Genomic DNA, 25,915 nt, shown 5'->3' on the forward strand with positions numbered 1-25,915 from the left:
TGTTCGCTAACAGCATCCGTCCAGCGCGAACCCGCTTTCTGGTCGCTTCGTCCATCTTCCTAGCCATGCAATCGACTCCCGATCAACGCCTTGATCAGATAACGCGTCAGACTCGAATCGGTTGTCATGATTTATACAAGTCTCAATAGGCCGTGGCGGTTGTCGCTCAGGGTATGGCCCATGTAGCGCAGTTCACTCGCAGTCTTGCCCTTGCGGTACAGCCTGGCATCGGGATCGCTCTTGGACTCGTGCGTGTCGTTGCTGCGCTTGCGACCCTTAAAGTTGCCGCCGTCGTTATTGTCCTTGTCGCCGCCGTCCTTGCGCACGAAACTCTTGTGGCCTGCCCACGCCTGTATCAGCGTGCCGTCCACGCTGAAGTGCTCGCCCGACAGCCAGTTCTTCTTCTGCGCAATGGCCAGCACCTCGTTGAAGAACTGGATCACCGCATCATGCTTGCTCAACCGTTCGCGGTTCTTGGTAAAGACCGTGGGCACCCAAACTGGATCGTCCATCGACAGCCCGATGAACCAGCGAAACAGCAGGTTGTACTGCGTCTGCTCCATGAGTTGGCGCTCGGAGCGAATGCTGTAGAGCACCTGCAGCAGCATGGCGCGCAGCAACTTCTCCGGCGCGATACTGGGGCGGCCACCCTTGATATCGGCCTCGTACATCTGCGCGAACAACCGGTCCATCTTCACCAGCGCCTGATTGGCCATGGTGCGGATCGAGCGCAGCGGATGGGACTTCGGCACGAAATCCTCCAGCCTCCGCATAGTGAACAAACTCTCGGTGAAGGTGTCTGCGCCGCGCATGAATGTGGGGTTGGGTGGGGTCCTCAAATCAACGCTTCGGCCAGTCGTTGMGCTGACTTCCGCTGGAGGTATTTCAGCGGCCTGCTAGTGTTCTGTCCCACAAGAAACTTTATTAATGGTTGCGGGGTCTGATGGTCACTGTCTTTGTGAGGAGCGACCATGGGACGACCAGGAATCAAAGTGGAAGTGTCAGCCGGTGAGCGAGAGCAACTTACCTCAATGAGCCGTTCAAGATCGTTGCCTCATTCGTTAGTGCGTCGAGCAAAGATCGTATTGATGGCCGCCGACGGTCAGCTCAATTCAGAAATTGCAACGCAGTGTGGGGTGACGGCACCAGCGGTGACTTTCTGGAAGAAGCGATTCTTGGCACATGGACTGGCTGGCTTGCACGATCAAGCCAAGTCGGGGCGACCTCGTACCCATGACGATGAAGCAGTGGCCGAATTGCTGAGCAAGGTGCTACATGACACCCCGCGAGGCTCCACACATTGGAGCGTGCGGTCGGCGGCCGAGGATACGGGCATCTCCAAGAGCTCTGTAGCGCGATACTTTGCTCTGTTTGGTGTGCAGCCGCATCGCGCCAAGAGCTTCAAGCTGTCGAGCGATCCGTACTTCATTGAGAAAGTACGCGACATAGTCGGTTTGTATCTCAGCCCGCCTACGAACGCATTGGTCTTGTGCGTGGACGAGAAGAGCCAGTGCCAGGCGCTCGAGCGCACACAGCCCGTACTACCCATGGGCTTGGGCTACGTAGAGGGCGTCACGCATGATTACATTCGTCACGGCACTACTACGCTGTTCGCTGCACTCAATGCCGCCACGGGCGAGATCATTGCGCAATGCAAGCCCCGGCATCGGCACCAAGAGTTCATCTCGTTTCTGAACCACATTGACAAGGCCGTTCCAGCAGCACTTGACGTCCACATGATCGTGGACAACTACGCCACTCACAAGCATCCCAAGGTCAAGGCATGGCTGGCCAAACGCCCGCGCTATCACATGCACTTCACGCCGACGTACTCGAGCTGGCTCAACCAAGTCGAGCGCTGGTTCGGGCTGATCACGCAGCAGGCGATCCGCCGTGGGTCGTTTGACAGCGTGCGCCAACTGGTCCTGCAAATCCAACGCTACGTCGAGCACTACAACGTTCACAAACGCCCCTTTGTCTGGACCGCTACTGCAGATTCGATCCTCGCCAAAATCGAGCGTCTATGTAAAGTTATTTCTGGGACACAACACTAGGGAAGTCACTACTTGGGTAACCCTCTCAACAATTGCAATCTCATTGCCATTGGTCGACACGACCGACAAGGAAGCCAGACCCAGGCCTGCGGGACCGAATTGCCTATCTTTTATCTTTGAGCCCAATATGTGGAAATATGCAACGGTGTCGATTCTGGCTTTGCTCGCGATCTCAATCGGGAGGTTGACTGAGGCGGGGGCAGAATCACCTAAGGTGATCGAAAACTCCCTCGGGATGAAGTTCATCTTGGTCCCGTCTGGGGAATTCATGATGGGTAGCAACGAGTCGCCAGAAGAACTTGCCAAGGCATTTCCGCAATATGAGCGTGACCGGTTGCTGGGAATTGGCGACGAAGCACCGGTGCACAAGGTTCGCATCACTCGGTCGTTTTACCTGGCGCAATACGAAGTCACGGTGGGCCAATTCAAGCGGTTTTTGGAAGCATCTGGCTACACGCCCGAATCGGAAGCTGATGGCACGGGCGGCTACGGCTACAACCCCAAATACGACCCCGAGAAATCGGATCGGCGCGATGCCTTTGAGGGGCGGAGTCCAAAGTATTCATGGCGCAACCCTGGCTTTCGCCAGGGTGACGATCATCCAGTCGTGAATGTCACCTGGAACGATGCCGTAGCGATGGCAAAATGGCTCAGCGAGAAGGAAGGGAAGACATATCGCCTCCCAACCGAAGCCGAATGGGAATATGCCTGCCGTGCCGGCACCAGCACACGCTATTACAGCGGAAACGATCCGCAATCGCTTCTTAAGGTTGCAAATACGTTCGATGCCGATACCCAAGAGAACTGGCCGAAGTGGAAGAGCTATGCGACGCAGGGGCACGATGGCTTCCGATTCACCGCGCCGGTGGGCAGCTTCGCACCAAACGCACTGGGCCTGTATGACATGCATGGCAACGCGTGGGAATGGGTGGCAGACTGGTACGACGAAAACTACTACGCAAGAGCGCCCATTGAAGATCCCCGAGGTCCCGCGTCCGGCGACGTGCGCGTGCGTCGCGGTGGATCGTGGCACACTTGGCCCTTCTACGCCAGGTCGTCGTTTCGCAACTGGAACACGCCGCAGACGCGTTACGCGCTGGTCGGTATGCGCCTCGTAAGGGAAACGGATGCCGATGCGCGATAKCCGCTGATGCCGATACCTCGACCAGCGGGCAGCGAGAKAAAGGGCCTTCGTCGGTCTTTTGCCCTCTGTCTCACCTGGGCCGAGATTCGGGATAAGGTCGACTACAGTGACAGCTACATTGGATCGTTGGAGCAAGCGCGCTAACGCGGAGCGGTTCGCTGGCTTGTTCACTCGCCATGCCGGGCGTGCTATAAGGCCGTCGCTGGTTGGCTAGCCTATATTTCAAGTTGAGCGTTCTTGAGCTTCCCATTAGTCTTCTCGATGCGACCCCTCACTTCCCCGCGCAGCTTAGAGCATTTTTCCTTGCTGGCTGCCTCCGACGATGGACGAGAAAGGCCTCGCCGGCACCGGGTGGAGCGGCGAGGCGAATGAAAGGTTGAGAGGAACCTTCCAATGGGACTTCTAGGATGCACTTKGCTCGGCGGCGCGAATGTCTGCTAACGCACCTAGCAAACACGCGTTTCGGCGGGTTCCTCCTCTGYCTATTCTGAAGAAGGCACGACCCTCCCTTAGGGGCCCTGCTTTTTTGTCGAGCAGCGACCCATGGAAGCCATCGTGGCACCAGCCGCAATATAGGGAACTCCCTTTGCCCGTACTGCGCGCCGGTGTCGGCGACTATCTCGATTTCATATCGTTCCCCTCTGCTGGACCTCATCCTTAAAATGGGCTCGAGGCAATGCCTTCCACAACGGAGCCGTGGCCAACGATCCAGCAAACTCTCCGAATTCCCGTTGCTGTCTTCTTCTGCGCCTGCTCGGTGCCATTCGCGGCACGAAGACGCCCCCCGCAATTTCCACCGCCACGAGCCGAGGCGTCCCGGCGCGAGCGGAAGCGGTGCCGGTGCGTGTGCAGCAGCCGCGTGAGCACCGTCTCCGGGCTCGGCGCCTGGTCTGCCGGCACCGTGCGCAGGCGCCCGCGCTCCGAGTATTCGATCGCCGCGTCGTTGCGCCAACAGCAGCTTGAGCACGGCCAGCTGGGCGGCCTGCCTCGGCCAGCGACCCATAGCGGCGCTTGACGCGCGCGAGCGTCCAGTGCACGTAGACCGGATGCCCCAGCGCCTCGGCCATGGATCTGACGTCGACGCCAAAGGTGTGGCGTCGATGATTCCCGGCCTGACGGCCAGCCAGATTTCAGTCTCCATGGGGGCGCTTGAGGCCAGCGGCCGGCATTCGCCGGGCCAACGAGCGCTTGGCAGAGTATCAGAGCCGCATCCCGATTGCCGCGCTTTGGGGCGACGGCGACAAGGCCTCGGCCGACAGGATGTCGCTCGATGCCTCTAGGCACTGTGGAACGCTCGCATCGATCCGCGCCGACGCACCTACGCCGCCGGCATCGATACGCACGTCCGTGACCGCTGGGGCATCGTCTACGACCAACCGATCGTGCTCAACGAACGGCAGGCCCTGCCTCGCGTCTTCTCGATTCCCGAGGGCATGGAGCCCGCCACTGTCCGGCGCGTCTCGCTCACCGCCATCGAGCGAGGCTGGGATGAACTGTTGCGGCTGGCGGCATCGATCAGATCTGGACGTGTCTCTGCTTCGCTGGCGCTGCAGCGCTTCGGCGCGGCCGCCCGCTGCACCGGGCGGCGGAGCATCTCGGCAGGCTGCTGCGTGGTTTTCCTGTGTAATTACATCGCGATTGAGGAGTTCGGGCGCGAAATCCAAACGTTGTTGATTCGCGGCGAATCTGTTCGTCATCTTCAGCGTGCGATTTACTATGGAAAAGTCTCACACGAGCGTGGCCGGCGCCGCGACGAGATGAAAGTAATCTCGGGATCGCATGCGCTGCTGACCAACATTGTTCTGGCGTGGAACACCGCCCAGATGCAGAGCCGGAGCGCTACGCGGATGCGCTCCTACAATGATCCCGGACGGCGACGCGTCGGTCTGCGTGAGTCCGAGGGTACGAGGAGTCCTTGCACTCAAGGTGCGGGCCGAGCTAAGGTTGAATTAGCGGCGGACTTTCAAGTCTCTTCGTCGGACGTACGGCGCCCATCTTGACTCAGCGCGCTCCTACGCTGCTCAAGTCGAGCAAGGGGTCGACAACCCTCGAAATGCCAGTCTTCGCCCACCTGGGATCGTTTTCAACAACATGCTGTAGGTAGAAAATGTTGGATCCCAGGTTCCGTTTGACAACTCACGAGGCGGGCCCCGCGATGGCACCCAATTCCGGTGGCAAGGCCGAACAGGCCGGCGACAGCGCGTCGCTGAAGGTGCTCGCCCGCGTCGGGTTGACCGCTTACGGCGTTGTGCACCTCTTGATCGGCTGGCTGGCGCTGCAGATCGCATGGGGCGCGCCGGCCGGCGAGAGCGCCGACATCTCCGGGGCGCTGAGAACATTGGCTGATCAGCCCTTTGGCAGGATCCTGCTATGGCTGGTTGCGGTCGGCATGGTGGCGCTCGCGCTCTGGCAGGCCAGTGAAGCCATCTGGGGCTATCGCAACCGCGTAGGTGCCAAACGGGTCCGCAATCAAGTCACCAGCGGGGCCAAGGCCGTGATCTACGCCGCCCTGGGGGTCAGCGCAGCTTCGGTCGTGCTCGGCTGGGGATCGTKGGACGCGCAGTCCCAGCAGCAAACCACCTCAGGTGTGYTGGCGTGGCCCGCCGGGCGGGTGATCGTCGTGGTCACCGGGCTGATCATCATTGGCGTCGGCGTGGCCGGGGYGGTCAAGGGCGTGAAGAAATCCTTCAACGAGGAGATTGACACTTCGTCGATGTCTCCAGTTGCCCGGAAAGGCGTGGCGCGACTGGGCCAAGTCGGATACATCGCCAAGGGGGTGGCACTGGGCGTGGTTGGGGGCCTGCTCAGCTATGCGGCGCTGACCTTCCACCGGCAGAAGGCGCCGGGGCTGGACGGCGCGCTGCATGCGATCCTGGCGCAGCCGTTGGGGCGGTTTCTGCTTACGGCCGTGGCGCTTGGATTCGTGGCCTTCGGCCTGTTCGCGATGCTCGAGTCACGCTACCGCCGGATGTAGCCCTTCTGGACCGAGTGAACGTACGCTGGTTCAGCAGTCGGGAGCGGGCGCGCGTCCCGACCGTCATCTCCAAGGGTCCGCTGCGCGAGGTGCAGAGAAGCTCGGAGATTGTCTGCGGCAGAGGGGCTCGCACATCAAGGACCTCAGGCTCGGGCGAATGGCGTCGACCGCGTTCAAGTTCCAGCGCTGTGTGCAGTTGGTCAAGTGCTTCCACGCACTCCAGCACGATGGCCTGGACGCGACTCGCTCTCTCGTCATGCACCTGCGACCCGGGCGTTGCGGCGAGCCGCTTGCCGACCGCCAGCTTGAGCCTTGCCTGCCTCGACGGCGCGGAAGGAGATCCCAATCATCTCAGTTCGAGCAGGTGGATCCGAGTGTTCGGGCGGTGCTTGCGCAAGCGCGTGCGCTGCTGCCGGTCGGCGCTCAGCATGACGTGGTGCCTTGGGAAAGGCTCCAGGTTCCGCAGGATGTCGACGGCTCGCGCTGCACGAGTCCGCCGCGACACAGAGGGCGTACCGCAAAGAGGCCGAGCGACTGATTCTCTGGGCCGTGCTCGAGCGTGGCCGGGCGCCGAAGATGCGATTGCATACCATGCCTTCTTGCGGCATCCGGGGACATCCTGCTTGACGCTATCCAGCCACCCACTCCTTGGTCACCATCCCGGTGGTGAGCCACAGCCAGAAACGCAAGAAGTGGCTGGCGATGGGATGCAGATCAAGGGCCCGGTGGGCTTGGTGACGATGCAGAAAGATGGTGACCGACGCGATAGTGACGTGGGTCAAGCCCAGCGTCACCAACGCATAACCCCACCATGGGAGATTGAGCAGGCCAAGTTGCATCACCGGCTCCTTCGCAGGATCGAAACGCGTAAGGGACATGTACGCCGAGTGCGCCGTCAATTCTGTCCGCTGGCGCACATAGGCTAACCCCAGGCGCGGCCGCAACCGCGCGTCCATTCCCCGTCAGTTTCCAGTATCTGTTTGTGATATCAGCGATCGACCACTTCAACGCCGCTCGTCAGCGTCAGCCACCGCCCCACTCTCCTTAAGTATCATCAACAGGTGCTGGAGCTGACGGGAAACGGGGAATGGAAGCTGCACCCCTCGCAGAGCTACCACTTTAGCTGGTAACCGCTGGTGCCCTCTCGCACGGCGGCAGAGCCGATCGGAGAAGGCTGCTTTGGCAATGCCTGCACTTGAACGCGCCACGAAGCAACGCGTCAGAGCGGCTCCCGCCGGCGCCGCCCTACTGCTGCGTCTTGGATTCCTCCGTGGCGTCACCATACGAGGCCTGTGTCGTGCCGACGATCTGCTMGATCTTGCCAGTCATCTGGGTCTTTGTTTCCCGTACGGTCAAGTGAGCGGTCGCATCGAGAAGACTAAGGGGAGGATCAAGGTGGCAAAGGTGCCCGGGATCGCCGAGTGTCGAATACCGAAGCGATGTCCCGCAACGCCGCTTCCCTCGTCCTTGTCCGGTGGCGGACAGACGCGAGCCGGGATTCGGCACACAACAACTATGCGATCGCGCCGCCAATGCTGGAGAGCGCCCGGCGAGGTCAATCAAGTTCCACGGAGATCGATCATGAAACTCACTGCGCCTTCATTCCGGCCGAAGACTGTATTCGTGCTGTCAGCCACGCTACTTTCAGTGCTGACGCTGGCGGGCCCCGCCGGGGCCATTACGGCCACGGATTCGCAGGGGTCCGCGCAAGTTTTGAAGATGGCGAAGCAGGACCGCATCKAGGCACACATCCGCGATCTTCATACGAAGCTCCAGATCACCGCCGCCMAGGAACAACTCTGGCAGAAGGTCGCGCAGGTCATGCGCGATAACGCGAGCAAGATGGAATCGCTACGGCAAGCGCGGGAAAATGATGTCAAAGACATGACCGCTGTGCGCGACCTCCAGTCCTATGGGGAGATCGCCGACGCGCATGCCGATGGCATCAAGAAGCTAACGCCCGTGTTCCAGGAACTATACGACAGCATGTCGGACGTCCAGAAAAGGAATGCCGACCTGATCTTCCGGACCAGGCACCCGCACGCCTCAAGGAATGGCTGAGGGCTGAACCTGGGCAGCAAACGCAGACGCAAGCCACGCGGTGCGGCTCGGGCTCCCGCTCAAACACTGGAGATCATTGTGAAAACCTCAATAGCTTGGTCAAGTCGGACTCGCTCGGCGAGCGCGAGGATCGCCAAGGCATTTGGCCTGACGATGGTAATTGGTGGCCTGTGGGCGACGCCGGCGTTCGGCGAAGACAACCACGACTATCCCAGCCAGCAGCGGCGCGGCCAAAATCATGACTATCAGCACCGTCCGGGCCAGCAGGAGCCTGGCGGCAACTGGCACGGCAATCAACGCTACGACCGCCGTGGCGGCAATGGCTATGGCAACCAGCGCTATCGCTATGACGACCAGCGCTCTGGCTACGTCTATGCGCCGCCCCCCGTCACCTACGTACCGCAACCATCACCCGGAGTCACTTTGGTCTTTCCTCTGCAGTTTCGCTAACCGGGTGAGCATAGCTGGCATAGCTCGCCAGCGCTTGGCCTCAAACAACGCCGCGAGATAATGTCTAGTGCCCTAGGGCAGCTCTATCCATTAGCGTTGCGCTACCTATGGGATCCCCCTGCTCATGTCGCGTCTCCGTACGCTGTCGTACCACATGAGCGTTCGCGTTGGCGTAGCCTTAACAAATGGGGGGACAGCCCCGAGACGATATTGCGGAGCGGATAGTTCAAACTGATTGCGATTGGACCGATTGTTGCAGCCCACACGGGGCTGGTACGCATGAAGAGGAACGACATCGCAAACCTATGAGTAGTTATGTCTGATTCAGAAGATCCGCGCTTTGCGAGGCAAGCGGCGCATCTCAAGCCTTCTGATCTCTCCAGCGTGCAGGGCCTGATCAGCCTCGCCGTCGGCGTGACGGTCGTCGCCGGTCTCTATTTTGGGCGAGACGTTCTGATCCCGATCACACTTGCGATCTTGCTCAGCTTCCTTGTGGCACCTCTGGTCAATTTCTTTTGTCGTATAAAGCTAGGCCGGATTGTTTCGGTTCTACTCGCTGTGATAATTTCGGTTTCGGTGATGGTCTTGTTGGGGGTCGTGATCACCGCGCAGATTACGGATCTCGCCGTCGGCATCCCTCGTTATCAGGCCACCATCGAAGAAAAGATTCATACCGCGCATCGATTGACCGTTGGAAGGCTCAGCAGTCTGGCCGGCACCGCTGGCAAGGCGTTTCAGCGGGCAACCGTGGATCTGCCACAATCGTCGGAGGCTCAACCGCCCGCAGCGCTTGCCGTCGAAGTGCGCGAGCCGGCTCCGACGGCCTTTCAGTTGGCACGGCAAGTGCTATCTCCCGCCATCAGGCCGCTTGAGACCGCCTTCATCGTATTCATCGTGACCATTTTTATCCTGCTGCAGCGTGATGACCTGCGAGATCGGGCAATCCGGCTATTTGGCTCGGGCGATTTGCATCGGACCACCACCGCAATGGACGACGCCGCGCGGCGTCTCAGTCGATACTTCGTTTCGCAATTCGGCGTTAACGCGACCGTGGGCGCTGTCATCGGGACAGGGCTGTTCTTCATTGGCGTTCCAAGCCCAGTGTTGTGGGGCATCTTGGCCGCGCTGCTGCGTCTTGTACCCTATGTCGGAATCTGGATCGTCGCTATTCTCGCTACCGCACTCGCCGCCGCAGTCAGTCCTGAGTGGTCCATGGCGATCTGGTCACTGGCGCTTTTCGCGACCGTCGAACTGCTAGCCGCTCAGGTCGTTGAGCCGATGTTATATGGCCATAGCACCGGCCTTTCCCCGTTTTCAGTGGTGGTCGCTGCGATTTTCTGGAGTTGGATATGGGGCCCGGTCGGACTCATCCTGTCCACCCCGCTGACTCTTTGCCTGGTTGTCCTCGGCCGGCATGTTGGGCGACTCGAAGTTCTCGACGTGCTGCTGGGCGACCAGCCGACGCTGACTCCGGTTGAGAATTTCTACCAACGAGCGCTCGCCGGCGATCCGGATGAAGCACTTGAGCAAGCCGAACTCCTGCTGCGCGAACGATCACTCTCCTCCTATTACGATGAGGTCGCCCTCAAGGGATTGCAGCTCGCGGCCAACGATGTGTTGCGCGGCGTTGTAACAGCCGCGCAACTGGCGCGAATAGAGGCCACAACGAACGATCTCGTCGAGGGTCTGGACAGCTTCGTGGACATTGATCCGGTCCCAGCCGACGCTAATGGCCACGAGTTCGCGTTGGCACCGTACGTCGATGAACAAGGAGTTCCGCGCCAACCGACTCCATACGGCCCGTCGCCAAGCATCGAAAATCTTACGGCGCGAAGCGCCGAAAGCCTCGTCCTTTGTATAGCAGGAAGGGGACCGCTCGACGAGTTGGCATCGACCATTCTTGTCCAACTCCTTGGAAAGCACGCTCTTGATTGTCGAGTTGTCCCCCACGAAGCGGCCTCGCGCGCCAGAATGCACAATCTGGACGTCACCGCGGCGACAATTGTGTGTATTTTTTACCTGAACATTGACGGCATTCCGTCCCACCTGCGCTACCTTGTGCGGCGCGTGCGGCAACGTTTTCCGGACGCGTCGATCGTCGTGGGCCTCTGGCCAATAGGCGATACAGATCGGTGGAGCKAAGCTCTCCAGAGCGCCATCGGTGCCGATCACTATGCCACTTCGATTCGGGGTATGGTTAGCGCCTGTTTGGCCTCCACCAGAACTGCAAGTGCGATCGCACCATGAGCCACATCTTGGCGGCGTGGTGACGTAATACCAGGCACGCCACACAAGGGAAAKATCACACACCATATCGAGCCATTCTTCACCGCATGCCACAGTCAAGACTAGTCGGCAACAAACGGTGAGTGGCGATCTACCCGCCTCCAAAGCCGTATCCCGTGAAGTCTTCTCCATCCCCAGGGTTGATCGTCAACGCTCGATGCGTGCGGAGACGAGAATGATGCTCGAGCCATGTTCTTCGGCTGCTTGCGCATTGGGAATATCGGGCTTAGCGCCGCAAGCGCGGCTGTAGGCCCCGCAATCGTGCGCTGGATCGCGGCCTTGCGGCTCACCCCCTGTGCATGCCGACTTTGGCCAGATGCTCGTCTGCGACGGACATCCTGTACCCAGCTAAATCGTCGGCGCAGGCTGCCCCGGCGTGAGTGAAACCGCACCGACGTCGGAGGCACGTTCGATCTGCCTTGGCCAGCTGCGGCTGTTAGCTAGCGATACGCGACGCGCTTCACCGGCTTCCTCACAGCCATCGCGACGAGTGGAGTCGGCATGATTACCTGCGAAGGCGATTTCACTGCCGAGTCTGTGATCCTCTGCATCGCGGCACCTCAACTGCGGGCCGGCATGTCAGATGCTTCCGCTGTGCCAGCCTCGCAGGAAGTTAAAGGAGGCCGAGTCGTCGCGGGTCACGTGTTTCCATTATCGTGTCACGGCGAGGTCGCGTCTGCAGCTGTACGCCGCCCCGGTGGCGGCCTGCACTCTCGTGCAATGTCGACTCGATAGCGCACGCATGATCGGGGGCGGCAACCGCTGGCGGCTTGCGCCGGCGCACCATCGAATGCCAGAGATTGGCGCCGAACACGGACTCCGTCCCCTCTTCGGCCATTGGGCGCGAACTGGCGACGTCCCGCGGCACGCGCTCCTGAAGCAGGAATATACTGGCCTGGATCATAGGCTCGCGATGGAAGCGCTCCCGCATCTTTCCACCGTGAAGCGTGTTCGCGATAGCAACAATGGTCATGCCTTGATGGTGAGCCATGAAGCTGCGGACGATCTCGACGTTCTCACGATCGGAAAGCCGCGTCCGAGTAAAGTCGAGGGCCTCATAGAATCCGTAGCGTCCGCTCGCTCCTATCTCCGTCAGACGGCTATAGTTTCGTCGCGCGCCTTGCGGGTCCACCATGGCCGCCAGGGCCGTCGCATAGGGTGCAACCACCACACTATCGCCAAGGCCCCGCTTCAGCCCAAGCCCGGGAACACCGAAATTGGAATACTGATAGGTAAACTCCATATCGCGGGCGTTGTAAGCCGACTCGGAGATGCCCCAAGGAATCCCCAGCGACTCTCCATACGACTGCTGGCGTCCCACGACGAGGCGATTGGTCTGCTCAATCRGGCTCCCCGGGGGTGCGCACATCACCAACGAAGGCATCRGGTACTCGAACATCGAGCCTGACCAGGAAATCAGCGCTGATCCCGTCCCCAGAGGTGTCGCCATCCGGCCCAGGCCAAACCAATGGCGTGTCGGCACGTCGCCCTTGGCGATGGCAAACAGACTGGCGAGCCTGGCTTCCGAGGCGAGCAAGTCGTAGCAGCACGTGTCCAGGCGGTTGTCCTCCAGCGAGTATCCGATCGACAGCAGTTTGCGTTCCGCATCGTAGAGGAACGCGAAATTCATCGCCAGCGCCATTTCGCGTGCCGTACTGGAAACCGCCTTTAGCCTGGCCGCCAGCATGTTTGCCGCATCGGCGAGCTGAATCTGGTCGCGGTCATGTTCGGCCGCGGTATTCCTGAGCGCCTCAGTCCAGAACACCAGGTCAATGGACATTTCGTCATCGCCAGTGGACGAGATAACGCGAGCCGCCCTGGCGGCCTCCTCCGTCAGGCCTCTGAGCGTTGGCGAGAGCGTTGCGATTGCGGGTGTCTCACCCAATTGGGCGTCGATCCGCGCAAGGAGGTCGTCGATCGGACATCCTTGCCAGCCGCTCCTCCGAGACAATCCCGCAGCGGCCTCGCGCGCCAGCCGCACGGCGTCCACCATGCCGAGCCGGGTATCCGGCGCAACAGGGGCAGCGACCCACTCTTCACAAGCATTGGCGAGCACAATCAGATGGCCGGCGAGATTCCCGCTGTCGACTGATGAGATATAGGCGGGGTCCAGCGCATGCAAGTCCCGTGTCCCGTACCAATTGAAGAAATGGCCCATGCAGCGGGGCAACTTGCGCATGGCCCCCAACGCCGCCTCTAGCCGCTCAACGGTCTGCATCGTGCCAGCCCAGCCGAAGTCACGCGCGGCGATGGCGGAGAGCAAGTAGAGGCCAATATTGGTTGGGGAGGTCCGGTGTGCAATGGTCGGCTTCGGAATCTCCTGGAAATTGTCGGGTGGAAGCATATTGTCCGCCGGCGTCACAAATGTCTCGAAGAACCGCCAGGTGCGGCGCGCGGCCAGGCGCAAGTCGCCCGCATCGGCATCCGAAACCGGGCGCCCGTGCGCGAGCGTTGAGGGGCGGCTACTCCACTTGGCGAGCGCAGGCGCGCCAAGCCATAGCAGCGCGAAAGGTACGAGATACGGCCAGGAAGATGGAGCGAAGCCAATGCCCGCGGCGATCACCAACAACGCGAGTAACGTGCCGCCCGCCATCTGCCGATAGAAGCCGGTCAGATCCAGTCGCGGGCTTGTCATCGACTGCGCGGCGGTGGTCCATTCGAGCAAATGCTGGTGAGTGCCATACAGACGCGCCAGTGTTCTTAGGATGGCATCGCCCATCCGGAAGGCCTGGTCGGGCAGAAAAGCAAGCGTAAGGAAGGTCTGCGTCGCCGCGAGTTGCAGATCGGCGACCAGCATCCAAAAGCGGTGGCGCAGGTGAAAGCCGGCGGGATGCGGCAGCAGCGAAAGTAGGCTGGGAAGGAATGCCGGGATCGCAACAACGGCGAGGAGAAGCCGCGCGCCCCACGCACCGGAAGGCATGGGCGGCAGGCAGCTCGCACCAAGCGCCAGCAACAAGAAAGGCGAGAGCAGGGAGCGCCGCAGGTTGTCCAACATCTTCCAGCGGCCCACTATCGGCACCGTCCGACTTCCCGTGCCGTGCCCGAAAATCCAGGCCAGGAGTTGCCAGTCGCCGCGTGTCCAACGATGCAGGCGCTTGGCGCAAACGTCATAGCGCGATGGAAAATCCTCAATGACCTCGACGTCGGAGGCAAGGCCTGCGCGGGCGAATATGCCTTCGAGAAGATCATGACTGAGCAGTGCATTCTCCGGGACTCGGTCACGCAGGGCTGCCTCGAAGGCGTCGACATCGTAAATGCCCTTGCCGGTATAGGAGCCTTCGCCAAAGAGATCCTGATAGACGTCGGAGGCCGCCGCCGCATAGGGATCGATGCCACCAGGGCCAGAGAAGATCTTTTGATAGAGCGAACCGTCGCAGCCGAGCGGAAGCGAGGGCGCGACGCGTGGCTGAAGAATGGCGTAGCCGCCCACGATACGCTGCGATGCAGCATCGAATCTCGGCCTGTTTAGCGGGTGCGCCATCTTGCCGATCAGCTTGAGCGCCGCATCCCTTGGCAGCCGCGTATCGGAATCCAGGGTGATTACGTAGCGCACCGCGTTAGGCACCTGGGGCGCGTGCCCGGCGACTGGCGTGTAGCTCGTATCGGTGGCGCCGCGTAGGAGCCGGTTGAGTTCGTGCAGCTTACCTCTCTTGCGCTCCCACCCCATCCATTTGCCCTCGGCAGCATTGAAGACGCGCCGGCGGTGGAGAAGCAGGAAGCGCTCGCCAACGGGTCCCGGCCCGTAGCGGCAATTCAACTCTCCAATTGCCTCGGAAGCTACCGCTAGCAGCCGCTCGTCGCCCGGCTGGATTTCCTGGTCGGAATCGACCCCGTCCGATAGTAGCGCGAAGGTCAGATCACCGCTCCCGCCGGCGAGGTAGTGGAGTTCCAGCCCCTTGATCTGCTCCCGAAGGGCCGCTTCGTTGGTCAGCAGGGTTGGCACGGCAACTAGCGTTCGCAGCGATTGCGGAACGCCTGACTTGAGTTCCAGACCTGGCAAGGTCTTCGCGCCAAGCCTCCAGGCCACTGCGCGATTGACGAGCGCGGTCGCTACCTCGCTGACGGGCAGGAACCAGAGAAGCGCAAGCAGCGCGCGCCACTGGCCCACCAAGCCGCGCATCGGCAGCGCCCACAGCGAGATAGCCAGCAACCCCAGCGTGACGAGCAGGATTGCGCCGACATAACCGCCAATGCCTAAGCCAATGCCAAAGCGGCAGATCCGTAGCCGCGCAGGGGGCCGAAAGCCTATCGAGCGCTCAAAAGCCGGCCGCCCCTCGGCAATCAGGTAATAGCCGGGATCCCCGGCACGCTCCGCCTGCGCCGCATTGGCCGCGCCAGCTGCCGCGGTCTCGGCAAGCTTCAACACCAGGTCGGCTATATCGAGCTCCGACGCTGACGAACCCCGAGCCAGTTGTTCGATCGCGCTTCGGTAGAGGTTTCGGGTTGGAAAATCCATCGCGGCGAACGCGCTTCCCGCGCGCAACCGCGCATCAACGCGGCTCACGCTCTCGAATAGCGCAGCCCAGTCGATCGCGGAAATCAGCCGCATGCTAGTGATGACATTGCGTACGGAGACATTGCACGCGCGCTGGGTGCGTTGGGCGCGCAGYACCACCTCACCGATTGAAATGTCCTCCAGTCCAAACCGCTCCGCCAGCCAGCCGAGTGCTGCAGTGGCGTTCGGAACCTGGGCCTTCAGCTGTTTCGCGACCTGCGCGACGAAGAGATCGGACAAGGGGGCGGACGAGCGCATGGCGATATCCGTGTCGAGGATGGCTCTGGTGCATCCCGAGGCGAGCATCCGCCTGGCCAGCGCATCTGCGTTGCCGCGGTCGACTATGCCGGCCACGATCTGTTCGGCCAGCCTGCGCAGATTCTCGATCAGAACAATGCGCATGGTGATTGCCACGGCCCACAGCTCGGCGATCGTAAGCGGCCGCACCTGCTGATAAGCGGCGATGAAGCGTCGCAAAGTGTCCGGATCGACATGGCTGTCGGTGTGGGCGACAAAGGCCCAAGCTATTCCGAACACCCTCGGATAGCCGGCGAACTGTCCTTCGGCCAGCTTCGGCAGCTGGCGATCATAGCCGTGGAGCTGATCATCCCGGATCGTGCGGATCTGCGCCTCGACGAAGTGATAGTTGTCGAGCAGCCATTCTGCTGCCGGTAACCCATCCGGTCCGCTCGTCAGCTCTTTAGCACTTGCGCGGTAGGCGGCAAGCAGAACGCTGGCGTTGTCGTTGAGTCGGCTACGCAACGAAGTGACATGTGGCGGGGTTATCGTTACCGACTGAGCCATTGCCAGGCATTGCGCGTGCAGTTCGAGTTGTTCGATGTCGAACGGTTCCTCCCTGACTGGTGCCTTGCTACTCCATGGGGACGATGCAGAGGGGTTGCCGAAAGCGCGTCGCAGAACGGAACGCATGAGCGACTTCCTAACCGGCGCGGGCGCGGGTGGTAATGGGCCGGCTTGGCCAGGTTTGTCCGGGGTTGCACTATGGCGCACCTTCTGGTGGAGTTCTACAGATTGATTGTCGGTACTCTGCGCCTTCATTGCCGCCTCCGTTCCATGCCAGAACCGTTCTAGTTCGCTAACAGAATCCCCCAGTTGGTTCCGCATGCTCGCCTGGTATCACTCCTCTTTCCAGGATGGTGGCTCCCTACGCTGTCAAGTCCAATACTTGATGATCAGCGCTATCAGCCTTATGGCCGCCGCTTGGATTCTGCTTTGCATCTCCATACGAGATTTGCGCCCGGCCGAAGCGTTGCTCGGCCTTGCCGTTCAACTCGGCCGTCCTGTCTTCCTTGCCATCGGCGAATACCTCCTTCACTCTTCTCTTTGCCCGTTCGACGCGGCCCTGCATTTGAGCTTCGTTCATGACGATGCTCCTTGATAAAGATGGATGACCGCTCGAAACGGTCGGTGTTTCGCGGCCTATACCTCGCCAAGCAGCACAGCCACCAGTATGAACAACAGCGTTCCTATCACACCGCTGGAAACGATCGCCAGGACCGGTTGTAGGGCCAGGTCGGCATCGCGCCCCTACTCGACACTGTAAGGCTGGCAGCCGTTTTCCCTGCTGTCGGTACGATGACGGACATTTGCGATGGCTCTTTGCTGTCGCCGCGGGTTCGCAGGCGCCGCTTATCTGCGAGCAGGCTGCGGGGGAGCCGGTCGCGAGTCCATCAGGCGGACTCCGCCATTGCTAAGTCCGACGCGGGGAAACTAGAAAGTCACTTAATTAATACAGGGCAGCAACGCAGCAAATAGAACAAGACCGGCTCTGACATTCAGGGACGGAACCGAGCAACCATGCCGCCTAAACCGCTGATGAAAATTATCCAAACTGTACGGCCCCGGACGGCGGCGGGCGCCTGGGACGGGCTATACATAGAGGAACGAATGCACCCAAAGCCTTGCGGATCACGTGAGTCTCGACAAGATACGTCTTGCAGGATTGAAGTCATCCGCGCCACAGATGGGTAACGTGCAGTCATGACGCCATGCGGGGACTACGCATCGGACTTGCCTGCCTGCTTGCCTATCACTTCGTCTTCCTCGCCTTCAGTCATGGTCACCACTTTCAACTGCGATCTCGCCGCGACACCGCTCCCACTGGCACACCCCTGGCAACACACCGTGGGAAGCTGTCACGCACCCATAGCGCTGCGCGCCGATTGGCAAGCCCAACTGTGCCGTGCACATCTCGATCTCGGCTTCCGCCATGTGCGCTTTCACGGCATCCTGTGTGACGACATGAGTACCGTCAGTTATGGCGGCAACCGGTGGTCGTACTCATTCTTCAATGCCGACCAGATACTCGATTTCCTGTTATCCATTGGCATGAAGCCGCTCATTGAACTGTCATTCATGCCGACGGCGCTGGCGTCTGGCACGGCTACCGTATTTCACTATCGTGCCAACATAACCCCTCCAGCGGATTATCGGCAGTGGGGCCTGTTGATCCATGAACTGGTAAGCCATTGGGTCGCGCGCTATGGCATCGCCGAAGTCTCCCAGTGGCTGTTCGAAGTCTGGAACGAACCCAATCTGCGACAGTTCTGGACCGGCGACCAGCAGGGCTATTTCGCGCTCTATCGCACCACAGTCGACGCGATCAAGCGCATCGACGATMGCCTGCAGGTCGGCGGCCCCGCCACCGCGCAGAATGCCTGGATTGACGAGTTCATCGGCTATTGCGAGCAGAACAGGCTTGCCGTCGATTTCATCAGCACACACTATTACCCCACCGACGCGTCTCCTCAATTTGGCCCAGACTCAATTTCGCAACTGGAACACGCGCCGAAGGATGTGATGCGAGAGCGTGCCTTGCAAGCACGCGCCCAGGCGCGCGGACGTCCTCTTCTGTATACCGAATGGAATATCACCGCCAATCCGCGTGACCCGCTGCTCGACCAGGCATTTGCCGCGGCGCTGGCGGTGCGGATTGCAATGAGCGTGGACGGCATCGTGGATGCGTATGGCTATTGGACGTTCTCCGACCTCTTCGAGGAAGGCGGCTTCCCGAGCGCTCCCTTTCATGGGGGCTTCGGCTTGTTGACTTTGCACGGCATGGCCAAACCGGTTTATCGGGCATTCCAGCTGATGTTGCGTCTTGGCGATGGTCGCCTTCCCGTCCTGGGCAGCCATGAGACAGTTGCCGTCTGGGTAGGAAAACTGAACACTGGCCAGCGCCCCACCTCCAGTGTATTGCTGGTCAACCAGGCGATGCCGCGTCATCCCATTTGCAGTGAAACGGCACAGCTGAGGCTCTCGGGGACGGCCGGCCGGCGCCCGTGCCGGGTAACCGTATCGCGCATCGATCCGGATCATTGCAACCCGGTGGCGGCGTGGCGCGCGCTTGGGCAACCGGAATACCTGATCACTGAAGATGTCGAGCGAATCAGTGCCGCGGCGACGCTTTCGGATGACGTGCATGCCTTCTCTTTCGATCGCGAAACGACAGTGATCGAGGTCGTCCTGCCGCCCCAATCGGTGGCATCGCTGCGAATTGAATGGAGCCAGCCGTGACGGATGTCGTTCGCCAGGAGCAGAATTCCGCAACTGACATGCTGCAAAGCCTGCAGCGGGATTCGTTTGCGTACTTCATACACGAGGCGAATCCGGCAAACGGTTTGGTGTCCGACAAGACGCTCGACAACTGGCCGGCCAGCATAGCGGCAATCGGMATGGCGCTCACGGTCTACCCGATCGGCGTCGAACACCATTTCATATCGCGCAACCACGCCGTGCAACGGACGTTGGCGACGCTGCGGTTCCTGGCAGGCAGCGAGCAGAGCACTGCGCCCAATGCGAGCGGCTACAAGGGGTTCTATTATCATTTCCTGGATATGACGGCAGGTCGCAGGGCCTGGCATTGCGAGTTGTCGAGTGTCGATACAGCGATCCTGATCGCCGGAGTGCTGACCGCTGCCGCGTACTTCCAGGAGGCTTCAGCCGGCGAAACCGAGATCAGGCGGCTGGCGGATATGCTCTACAAGCGGGTTGACTGGCGATGGATGCTTGGAGCCGCTCCGCTTGTGTGCCACGGTTGGACACCGGAACATGGATTCCTGAAATGGCATTGGGAGGGTTATGACGAAGCGCTGATCCTGTATGTCCTCGCGCTTGGGTCGCCGACCTTTCCCATTCCCGAACGCTGCTACCTGGCATGGTCCAAAACCTATCGATGGAAGACCATTTACGGAATCGAGTATCTATACGCCGGTCCGTTGTTCATCCATCAGTTGTCGCACGTCTGGATCGATTTTCGCGGTATCCGCGACCCGTTCATGCAGGAACATGAGTGCGATTATTTCGAGAACAGTCGCCGCGCCGCCTTTGTACAGCAGCAATATGCGATGCGGAATCCGCTCGGATTCATGCAGTATGGGGAATTCTGCTGGGGCACGTCCGCCAGCGACGGACCCGGCGCGGTCACCAGGAACGTCAACGGCCTGCCGCGCATCTTCTTCGACTATGTTGCGCGCGGGGCGCCCTTTGGCCCCGATGACGGCACACTCGCACCATGGGCCGTGGTGGCCTCCCTGCCGTTTGCCCCCGAGATCGTATTGCCGACGATCGAGCACTTTAACCGGCTCCGGCTCTGTGAAGCCAATCCTTATGGCTTCAAGGCGTCTTTCAATCCAACGTTCCCATGCGAACCCGCCCGCAAAGCCGGTTGGGTGTCGCCCTATCACTTCGGCATCAATGAAGGACCGACGGTCATCATGATTGACAACTACCTGACCGGGCTGGTCTGGGCGCTCCTGCGGCAATGTCCCTACCTCGTAAGCGGCCTGCGCCGCGCCGGCTTCAGCGGCGGATGGCTGGACTGAATCCCGGGACTAGCGGGTACACCGGAGCGCCATCTCCCGTCCGCATGTGTTGCCGGCAGCAGGCGCCGTGGGGGCCGGCCCGGCCGACGGCCAGCGCAACCGTACGTTGGCGGACCGAAATTGCATATCCCTTGCGGTAGATTGCTCACCATACGCTACCCGCCGCGCGGCCCAGCCAAGAATTGAGCCGCTTCATCATGGCCCACGAAGTAGACGACGAATCCGCGCATGCCGGTGGATCTTCGGACTCGGTTCTGCGGAGCACGGCCATGGCCGCCGCTGCCCGGACAATGCCGTGCCGCAGCTTCGACAGTCCTGCCGCGCCGGCCCCGCAAGTACACCTTCTCTCGAACGGCAACTACCACGTGATGGTCACGAGCGCTGGGGGCGGCTACAGCCACTGGAACGATATCGCGCTGACGCGATGGCGCGAAGACGCAACCTGCGACAACTGGGGCTCATTTTGCTACGTTCGCGACCTCGCGAGCGGACACTTTTGGTCCTCCACCTATCAGCCGACGTCAGCGCAGGCGGATGCCTGGGAAGCAGCATTCCCGGAGGGCCGCGCGACATTCCGGCGCTGCGACCGCGACATCGAAACGACGACCGATATCGCGGTCGCGCCGCAAGACGACATCGAGGTGCATCGGGTTCGCGTCACCAACCGTTCGCTCGCCCACAGGAAGCTCGATCTAACGAGCTATGCCGAGATCGTGCTGGGCCCGCCGGCGGAGGATGCCGTCCACCCTGCCTTCAACAAGTTGTTTATCGAAACAGCAATCGACCGGGAGCGCCAGGCGATCCTGTGCACCCGACGGCAGCGCACCCCCGACGAGCCCACGCCTTGGATGTTCCACATGCTCGCCGAGCATCCTCCGACAACGGGCGACATCAGCTACGAGACGGATCGCATGCGGTTCATCGGCCGCGGCCATACCACGGCGGATCCCCAGGCGTTGCGCGGGAATGCAGCATTGTCCGGGAGCGCCGGGCCTGTCCTGGACCCGGTGGTCGCGATACGCTGTTCAATTACGCTTGGCCCAGGCGAAACCGCGATCGTGGATTTGGTCAGCGGCGTCGCGGCAACCCGCGAGGCATGCCTTGCACTGCTCAGGAAATGCCAGGATCAGCAGTTCGCGGACGGCGCTCTCGCCGCGGCGCCCGCCTATAGCCGCGCGCTCCTCAACAGGCTCCATGCCACCGAGGCGGACGCGCAACGTTTCGAGCGCCTCGCCAGTTCCGTGATTTACGCCAATGCCTTGCTGCGTGCCGGTCCGGACATTCTCGCCAGCAACCGGCTAGGCCAGTCTGGCTTATGGGCCTACACCATCTCCGGCGACCTTCCGATCGTGCTGCTGCAAATTGCAGATCCGCGGCACCTCGAGCTTGTACGCCGGCTGGTGGATGCGCATACCTACTGGCGCTTGATGGGACTGGCGGCTGACCTTGTTATCGTCTGCGAAGACCGCGCTGGCCATAAGCCCCTGCGCGAACGGATCACGGCCCTTGCCCGCGCCTGCTGCGTCATTGATGCGCCCGGCCGGCATGGAGGCATCTTCGTGCTCCGCGCCGAAGCGATCGACGATCAAAGCCGGACCCTGCTGCAAACGGTTGCCCGGATCGTGATAAACGACGGCGACGGCGCGTGGGAGAACCTCGGCGAAAGAAGCCTCCCTGCCCGGCAATCGATTCGCCCCGTACCGGCCGAGCGTAGCGCCGACGCGACCGCCGCTGCTTCCACCGCTACTTCTGCGGACCGGCCACAGCGGCCCCTGCTCTTCCCCAACGGGCTTGGCGGATTCACGCCGGACGGGCGGGAGTATGTGATAACGGTGACGTCCGGAAAGCCAACGCCGGCGCCGTGGGTCAATGTACTAGCGAACCCGTCGTTCGGTAGCCTTGTCTCAGAAAGCGGCAGCGCCACCACCTGGAGCGAGAACGCACAAGAGTTTCGTCTCACGCCGTGGTCGAATGACCCGGTCGGCGATACGAATGCCGAGGCGTACTTCCTCCGCGACGAAGACACCGGCCACTTCTGGTCGGCCACACTGCTGCCGAGTGGCGGCAAGGCAGCGTACGAAACGCGCCATGGTTTTGGTTACAGCGCATTCGAACACGGCGAGGACGAAATCGAATCCGAGCTATGTGTGTACGTCGCGCTTGACGCACCGGTAAAATTCGTACGCCTGACCCTGCGCAATCGCTCGTGTCGCCCCCGCCGGATATCCGTCACGGGCTACCTGGAATGGGTGCTCGGCGACCAGCGCGAGAAAACGCGGATGCACGTGGTCACCAGTCTCGATCCCAACAGTGGCGCCTTGCTTGCCCGCAACCCCTACAACACGGACTTTGCCGGACGCACGGCCTTCTTCGATACCGACGACCAGGCGGACCGGAGCTTTAGCGGAGATCGCGAAGCGTTTCTCGGCCGCAACGGTTCGTTGCGTCATCCCGCGGCAATGTCGCAGCTTCGGCTTTCCGATACCGTGGGCGCAGGGCTCGACCCCTGTGCCGCGATTCGTGTCTGGCTGGATCTGGCCGAGGGCCAGGAGCGCGAGATCGTCTTCCGTCTTGGCGCCGGACATGACATCGAGGCGGCCCGCGAGCTGATCGCCCGCTTCCGTGGCGTCGCTGCCACGCGCCGCGCGCTTGCGGCGGTCAAGCGTTATTGGCGCCGCACGCTGGGCACCGTGCGGATAAGAACGCCGGACCGGGCTCTTGACGTACTCGCCAATGGCTGGCTTGTCTATCAAGTCCTGGTTTGCCGGCTGTGGGGACGCAACGCGTTCTATCAATCGAGCGGCGCGTTCGGCTTCCGCGATCAATTGCAGGACGTGATGGCCCTCGTGCACGCCACGCCGGAGCTGGTACGCGAGCACCTGTTGCGCAGCGCGTCCCGCCAGTTTTCCGAAGGCGATGTCCAGCACTGGTGGCATCCACCGGCCGGACGCGGGGTGCGCACTCGCTGCTCGGATGACTACCTGTGGTTGCCGCTGGCGACATGCCGCTACGTGGCGGTTACCGGCGATGCCGGCGTGCTGGACGAGCCCGTTCCGTTCCTCGAAGGCAGCGCACTGAAGGCCGGCCAGGCGTCCAGCTACGAACTGCCACGGCAATCGCAAGAGGTGGACAGCCTGTATGGACACTGTGTGCGGGCCATCGAGCACGGCTTGCGCTTCGGAGCGCACGGCTTGCCGCTGATGGGGTCCGGCGACTGGAACGATGGTATGAATCTGGTCGGCGCTGGCGGCAAGGGCGAAAGCGTGTGGCTCGGCTTCTTTCTGTGCGCGGTGTTGACGCGGTTCGCCGAACTCGCGCATCGACACCACGATCCATCGTTTGCCGAGCGCTGCCTGGGCGAGTCGGCCCGCCTGTGCGCTGCCATCGAGCGGAGCAGTTGGGACGGTGACTGGTATCGCCGCGCCTGGTTCGATGACGGTTCGCCATTGGGCTCCGCGGAAGACACGGAATGCCGAATCGACTCGATCCCGCAGAGCTGGTCGGTCCTGTCCGGCGCGGGCGATGCCCAGCGCGCGCGTCAGGCAATGGACGCAGTCGACCGGCAACTCGTGCACCGCGAGGCAGCGCTGGTCCAATTGCTGGATCCTCCCTTCGACCAGTTCGAACCCGAYCCCGGTTACATCAAGGGGTATCTGCGTGGGGTGCGCGAGAACGGCGGCCAATACACCCATGCGGCGGTCTGGGCCGCGATGGCGTTCGCGGCCCTGGGCGACGCCGGGCGAGCCTGGCAACTGTGCAAGATGATCAATCCGATCCATCACGCCGCATCGGCGGCCACCATAGCTGTCTATCAGACGGAGCCTTACGTGCTGGCRTCGGATGTCTATGCGCGTGCGCCGCACATGGGGCGCGGCGGCTGGACGTGGTACACCGGCTCGGCCGGCTGGATGTATCAATTCATTGTCGAATCGCTTCTGGGCGTGACACTTGCAGAAGACCAAATGGATGTGGCGCCGTGCGTGCCAGCTGACTGGACGTCATTCGAAGTGAGCTACCGCTATCGGAGGACGCCCTACCACATTACCGTCCTGCCGCACTCCACGGATGGCAAGCCGGGAATGACCATCGATGGTATCGAGCGGCCCGGCCAGGCCATTCCGCTGGTGGACGACCACCGGCCACATTCGGTCGAGATCAGGATCCAGGGTGGATCCCGTCGCAACGTTCCTCGAGCAGGAGGTACAAGATGCAACTCGGCGTGATTGGACTAGGGCGCATGGGCGCCAACATGGTGCGGCGCCTGACGAAGCACGGCCACGAATGCGTGGTCTATGACGTGCGCGGGGAGGCCGTCGCCGCCGCGTTGCAGCCCGGTGTCGCCGGGGTGTCTTCCCTGAAAGACCTGGCAGCCGCGCTGCGCAAGCCACGCGCGATCTGGCTGATGGTACCTGCCGCCGTTGTCGATGAAGATCTGGCGATACTTGTGCCGCTGCTCGACGCCGATGACATCATCATTGATGGGGGCAACTCCTACTATCGCGACGACATCCGGCGCGGTGCCGCGATGGGATCACGCCGGATTCACTATGTGGACGGCGGCACCAGCGGCGGCGTGGCCGGATTCGAGCGTGGCTATTGCCTGATGATCGGTGGGGAAGAGGCAGTTGTCCGGCATCTCGCCCCGATCTTTGCCGCGCTCGCCCCAGGCAAGGATGCGGCGCCGCCCACGGCGGGGCGGCAAAAATCAGACAGCACAGCCGAGCACGGCTACCTGTACTGCGGCCCGCACGGGGCGGGACATTTCGTCAAGATGGTTCACAACGGCATCGAGTACGGCATCATGGGAGCGTATGCGGAAGGGTTGAACATTCTGCGCAACGCCAGCGTCGGAAAGCGGAAAAGCGATGCGGATGCCGAAACGACCCCACTGCGAGACCCGGACTACTACCAATATGACCTGAATCTTCCGGAGATCGCGGAGCTATGGCGCCGCGGCAGCGTGATTGGCTCGTGGTTGCTTGATCTTACCGCCAGCGCATTCCTGAACGACCCGAACCTGGAGAGCTTCACTGGCCGCGTGTCGGATTCCGGAGAAGGCAGATGGACGATCACCGCCGCCATCGACGAAGCTGTCCCGGCCCCCATCCTGAGCGCCGCGCTCTTTGAACGCTTCAGCTCGCGCGGCGATGCCGACTTTGCCAACAAGGTATTGTCGGCCATGCGCCACGGTTTCGGCGGCCACGTGGAAAAGACTGCCGCGGCATCGGACGAATGATGACGGCATCCCTTTCCGACGCCTTGGTCTTTTTCGGCGCCACCGGCGATCTGGCCTACAAGCAGATATTCCCGGCGCTGCAGGCGATGATCAAGCGTAGCCACCTCGATCTGCCTATTATCGGCGTGGCGAGATCCGGCAGGAGTCTCGATGAGTTCCGCAACAGCGTGCGCGACAGCCTGGAGAAACATGGCGGTCTGGATGCCGTTGCGTTTGCTCGGCTCGCGGCCCGGCTCCAGTACATCGGCGGCGACTACCGGGACAGCGCGACATACGAACAACTGTGCCGGGCCTTGGGCAACGCGGCGCGGCCGCTGCATTATCTTGCCATTCCACCCAGCATGTTCGAGCCGGTCACCCAAGGTCTGGCC

The 25,915-nt window shown here is 61.5% G+C and carries 14 protein-coding genes and 5 pseudogenes; 15 read left to right on the forward strand and 4 right to left on the reverse strand.

Translation table 11 applies throughout. From position 1 onward, the window contains the following. Positions 1–143 precede the first annotated feature (143 nt). Positions 144–812 (reverse strand): annotated as a pseudogene (locus tag AC1DS3_RS13425) (IS5 family transposase); the annotation flags it as partial. A gap of 159 nt (positions 813–971) precedes the next feature. Between AC1DS3_RS13425 and AC1DS3_RS13430 the strand changes: the two are divergent. The 7 genes and pseudogenes from AC1DS3_RS13430 to AC1DS3_RS13460 all read left to right on the forward strand — a co-directional run. Beyond that, positions 972–2,054 carry an IS630 family transposase gene (locus AC1DS3_RS13430; protein ID WP_441639780.1) on the forward strand — a complete coding sequence of 361 codons (1,083 nt, stop codon included), beginning with the start codon at positions 972–974 and terminating at the stop codon, positions 2,052–2,054. A gap of 127 nt (positions 2,055–2,181) precedes the next feature. Next, the gene (locus AC1DS3_RS13435) at positions 2,182–3,342 is read left to right on the forward strand and encodes a formylglycine-generating enzyme family protein (RefSeq protein WP_477127346.1); all 1,161 of its coding nucleotides are present in this window, start codon (positions 2,182–2,184) and stop codon (positions 3,340–3,342) included. A gap of 715 nt (positions 3,343–4,057) precedes the next feature. Beyond that, positions 4,058–4,213 carry a hypothetical protein gene (locus AC1DS3_RS13440; RefSeq protein ID WP_441639782.1) on the forward strand — a complete coding sequence of 52 codons (156 nt, stop codon included), beginning with the start codon at positions 4,058–4,060 and terminating at the stop codon, positions 4,211–4,213. Positions 4,214–4,401: 188 nt separating this feature from the next. Further along, positions 4,402–4,598: pseudogene (locus AC1DS3_RS13445) on the forward strand (Tn3 family transposase); the annotation flags it as partial. Between the two features lie 33 nt (positions 4,599–4,631). Next, positions 4,632–5,198, forward strand: a complete 567-nt coding sequence (locus AC1DS3_RS13450) for a Tn3 family transposase (RefSeq protein ID WP_441639828.1) — start codon at positions 4,632–4,634, stop codon at positions 5,196–5,198. Positions 5,199–5,353: 155 nt separating this feature from the next. Then, on the forward strand, positions 5,354–6,172 hold the full coding sequence (locus AC1DS3_RS13455) for a DUF1206 domain-containing protein (protein ID WP_477127347.1): 819 nt from the start codon (positions 5,354–5,356) through the stop codon (positions 6,170–6,172). 394 nt (positions 6,173–6,566) lie between these two features. Then, positions 6,567–6,783: pseudogene (locus tag AC1DS3_RS13460) on the forward strand (integrase); the annotation flags it as partial. Positions 6,784–6,807: 24 nt separating this feature from the next. On the opposite strand, the pseudogene AC1DS3_RS13465 reads toward AC1DS3_RS13460, so the two are convergent. Continuing rightward, positions 6,808–7,011: pseudogene (locus AC1DS3_RS13465) on the reverse strand (acyl-CoA desaturase); the annotation flags it as partial. Between the two features lie 742 nt (positions 7,012–7,753). Here AC1DS3_RS13465 and AC1DS3_RS13470 point away from each other — a divergent pair. The 3 genes from AC1DS3_RS13470 (at position 7,754) to AC1DS3_RS13480 (ending at position 10,930) form a co-directional block, all read left to right on the forward strand. Further along, entirely contained in the window at positions 7,754–8,233 is a 480-nt protein-coding gene (locus AC1DS3_RS13470; RefSeq protein ID WP_477127348.1) for a Spy/CpxP family protein refolding chaperone, read from the forward strand. 78 nt (positions 8,234–8,311) lie between these two features. Then, on the forward strand, positions 8,312–8,683 hold the full coding sequence (locus tag AC1DS3_RS13475) for a hypothetical protein (RefSeq protein ID WP_441639785.1): 372 nt from the start codon (positions 8,312–8,314) through the stop codon (positions 8,681–8,683). 315 nt (positions 8,684–8,998) lie between these two features. Next, positions 8,999–10,930, forward strand: a complete 1,932-nt coding sequence (locus tag AC1DS3_RS13480) for an AI-2E family transporter (RefSeq protein WP_477127349.1) — start codon at positions 8,999–9,001, stop codon at positions 10,928–10,930. A gap of 652 nt (positions 10,931–11,582) precedes the next feature. Here the strand turns inward: AC1DS3_RS13480 and AC1DS3_RS13485 are convergent. Together AC1DS3_RS13485 and AC1DS3_RS13490 are read right to left on the reverse strand one after the other, a co-directional pair. Next, on the reverse strand, positions 11,583–16,394 hold the full coding sequence (locus AC1DS3_RS13485; protein ID WP_477127350.1) for a glucoamylase family protein: 4,812 nt from the start codon (positions 16,392–16,394) through the stop codon (positions 11,583–11,585). A gap of 235 nt (positions 16,395–16,629) precedes the next feature. Continuing rightward, a complete protein-coding gene (locus AC1DS3_RS13490; protein ID WP_441639788.1) occupies positions 16,630–16,848 on the reverse strand; it encodes a CsbD family protein in 219 nt (72 codons plus the stop codon). A 692-nt stretch (positions 16,849–17,540) separates the two neighbouring features. Here AC1DS3_RS13490 and AC1DS3_RS13495 point away from each other — a divergent pair. The 5 genes and pseudogenes from AC1DS3_RS13495 to AC1DS3_RS13515 all read left to right on the forward strand — a co-directional run. After that, positions 17,541–19,001, forward strand: coding sequence for a GH39 family glycosyl hydrolase (locus AC1DS3_RS13495; protein ID WP_477127351.1), 1,461 nt, complete (start codon positions 17,541–17,543; stop codon positions 18,999–19,001). Between the two features lie 38 nt (positions 19,002–19,039). Beyond that, on the forward strand, positions 19,040–20,308 hold the full coding sequence (locus AC1DS3_RS13500; RefSeq protein WP_441639829.1) for a glucoamylase family protein: 1,269 nt from the start codon (positions 19,040–19,042) through the stop codon (positions 20,306–20,308). 269 nt (positions 20,309–20,577) lie between these two features. Beyond that, a complete protein-coding gene (locus AC1DS3_RS13505) occupies positions 20,578–24,531 on the forward strand; it encodes a GH36-type glycosyl hydrolase domain-containing protein (protein ID WP_441639790.1) in 3,954 nt (1,317 codons plus the stop codon). Beyond that, positions 24,516–25,544: a phosphogluconate dehydrogenase (NAD(+)-dependent, decarboxylating) gene (gene gnd, locus AC1DS3_RS13510; protein WP_441639791.1), complete on the forward strand. Its 1,029-nt coding sequence runs from the start codon at positions 24,516–24,518 to the stop codon at positions 25,542–25,544. The genes AC1DS3_RS13505 and gnd overlap by 16 nt, the downstream gene beginning before the upstream one ends. Further along, a pseudogene (locus AC1DS3_RS13515) lies at positions 25,541–25,915 on the forward strand (glucose-6-phosphate dehydrogenase); the annotation flags it as partial. The gene gnd and the pseudogene AC1DS3_RS13515, both read left to right, overlap by 4 nt.

The organism is Cupriavidus sp. 01L46 (assembly GCF_056399905.1).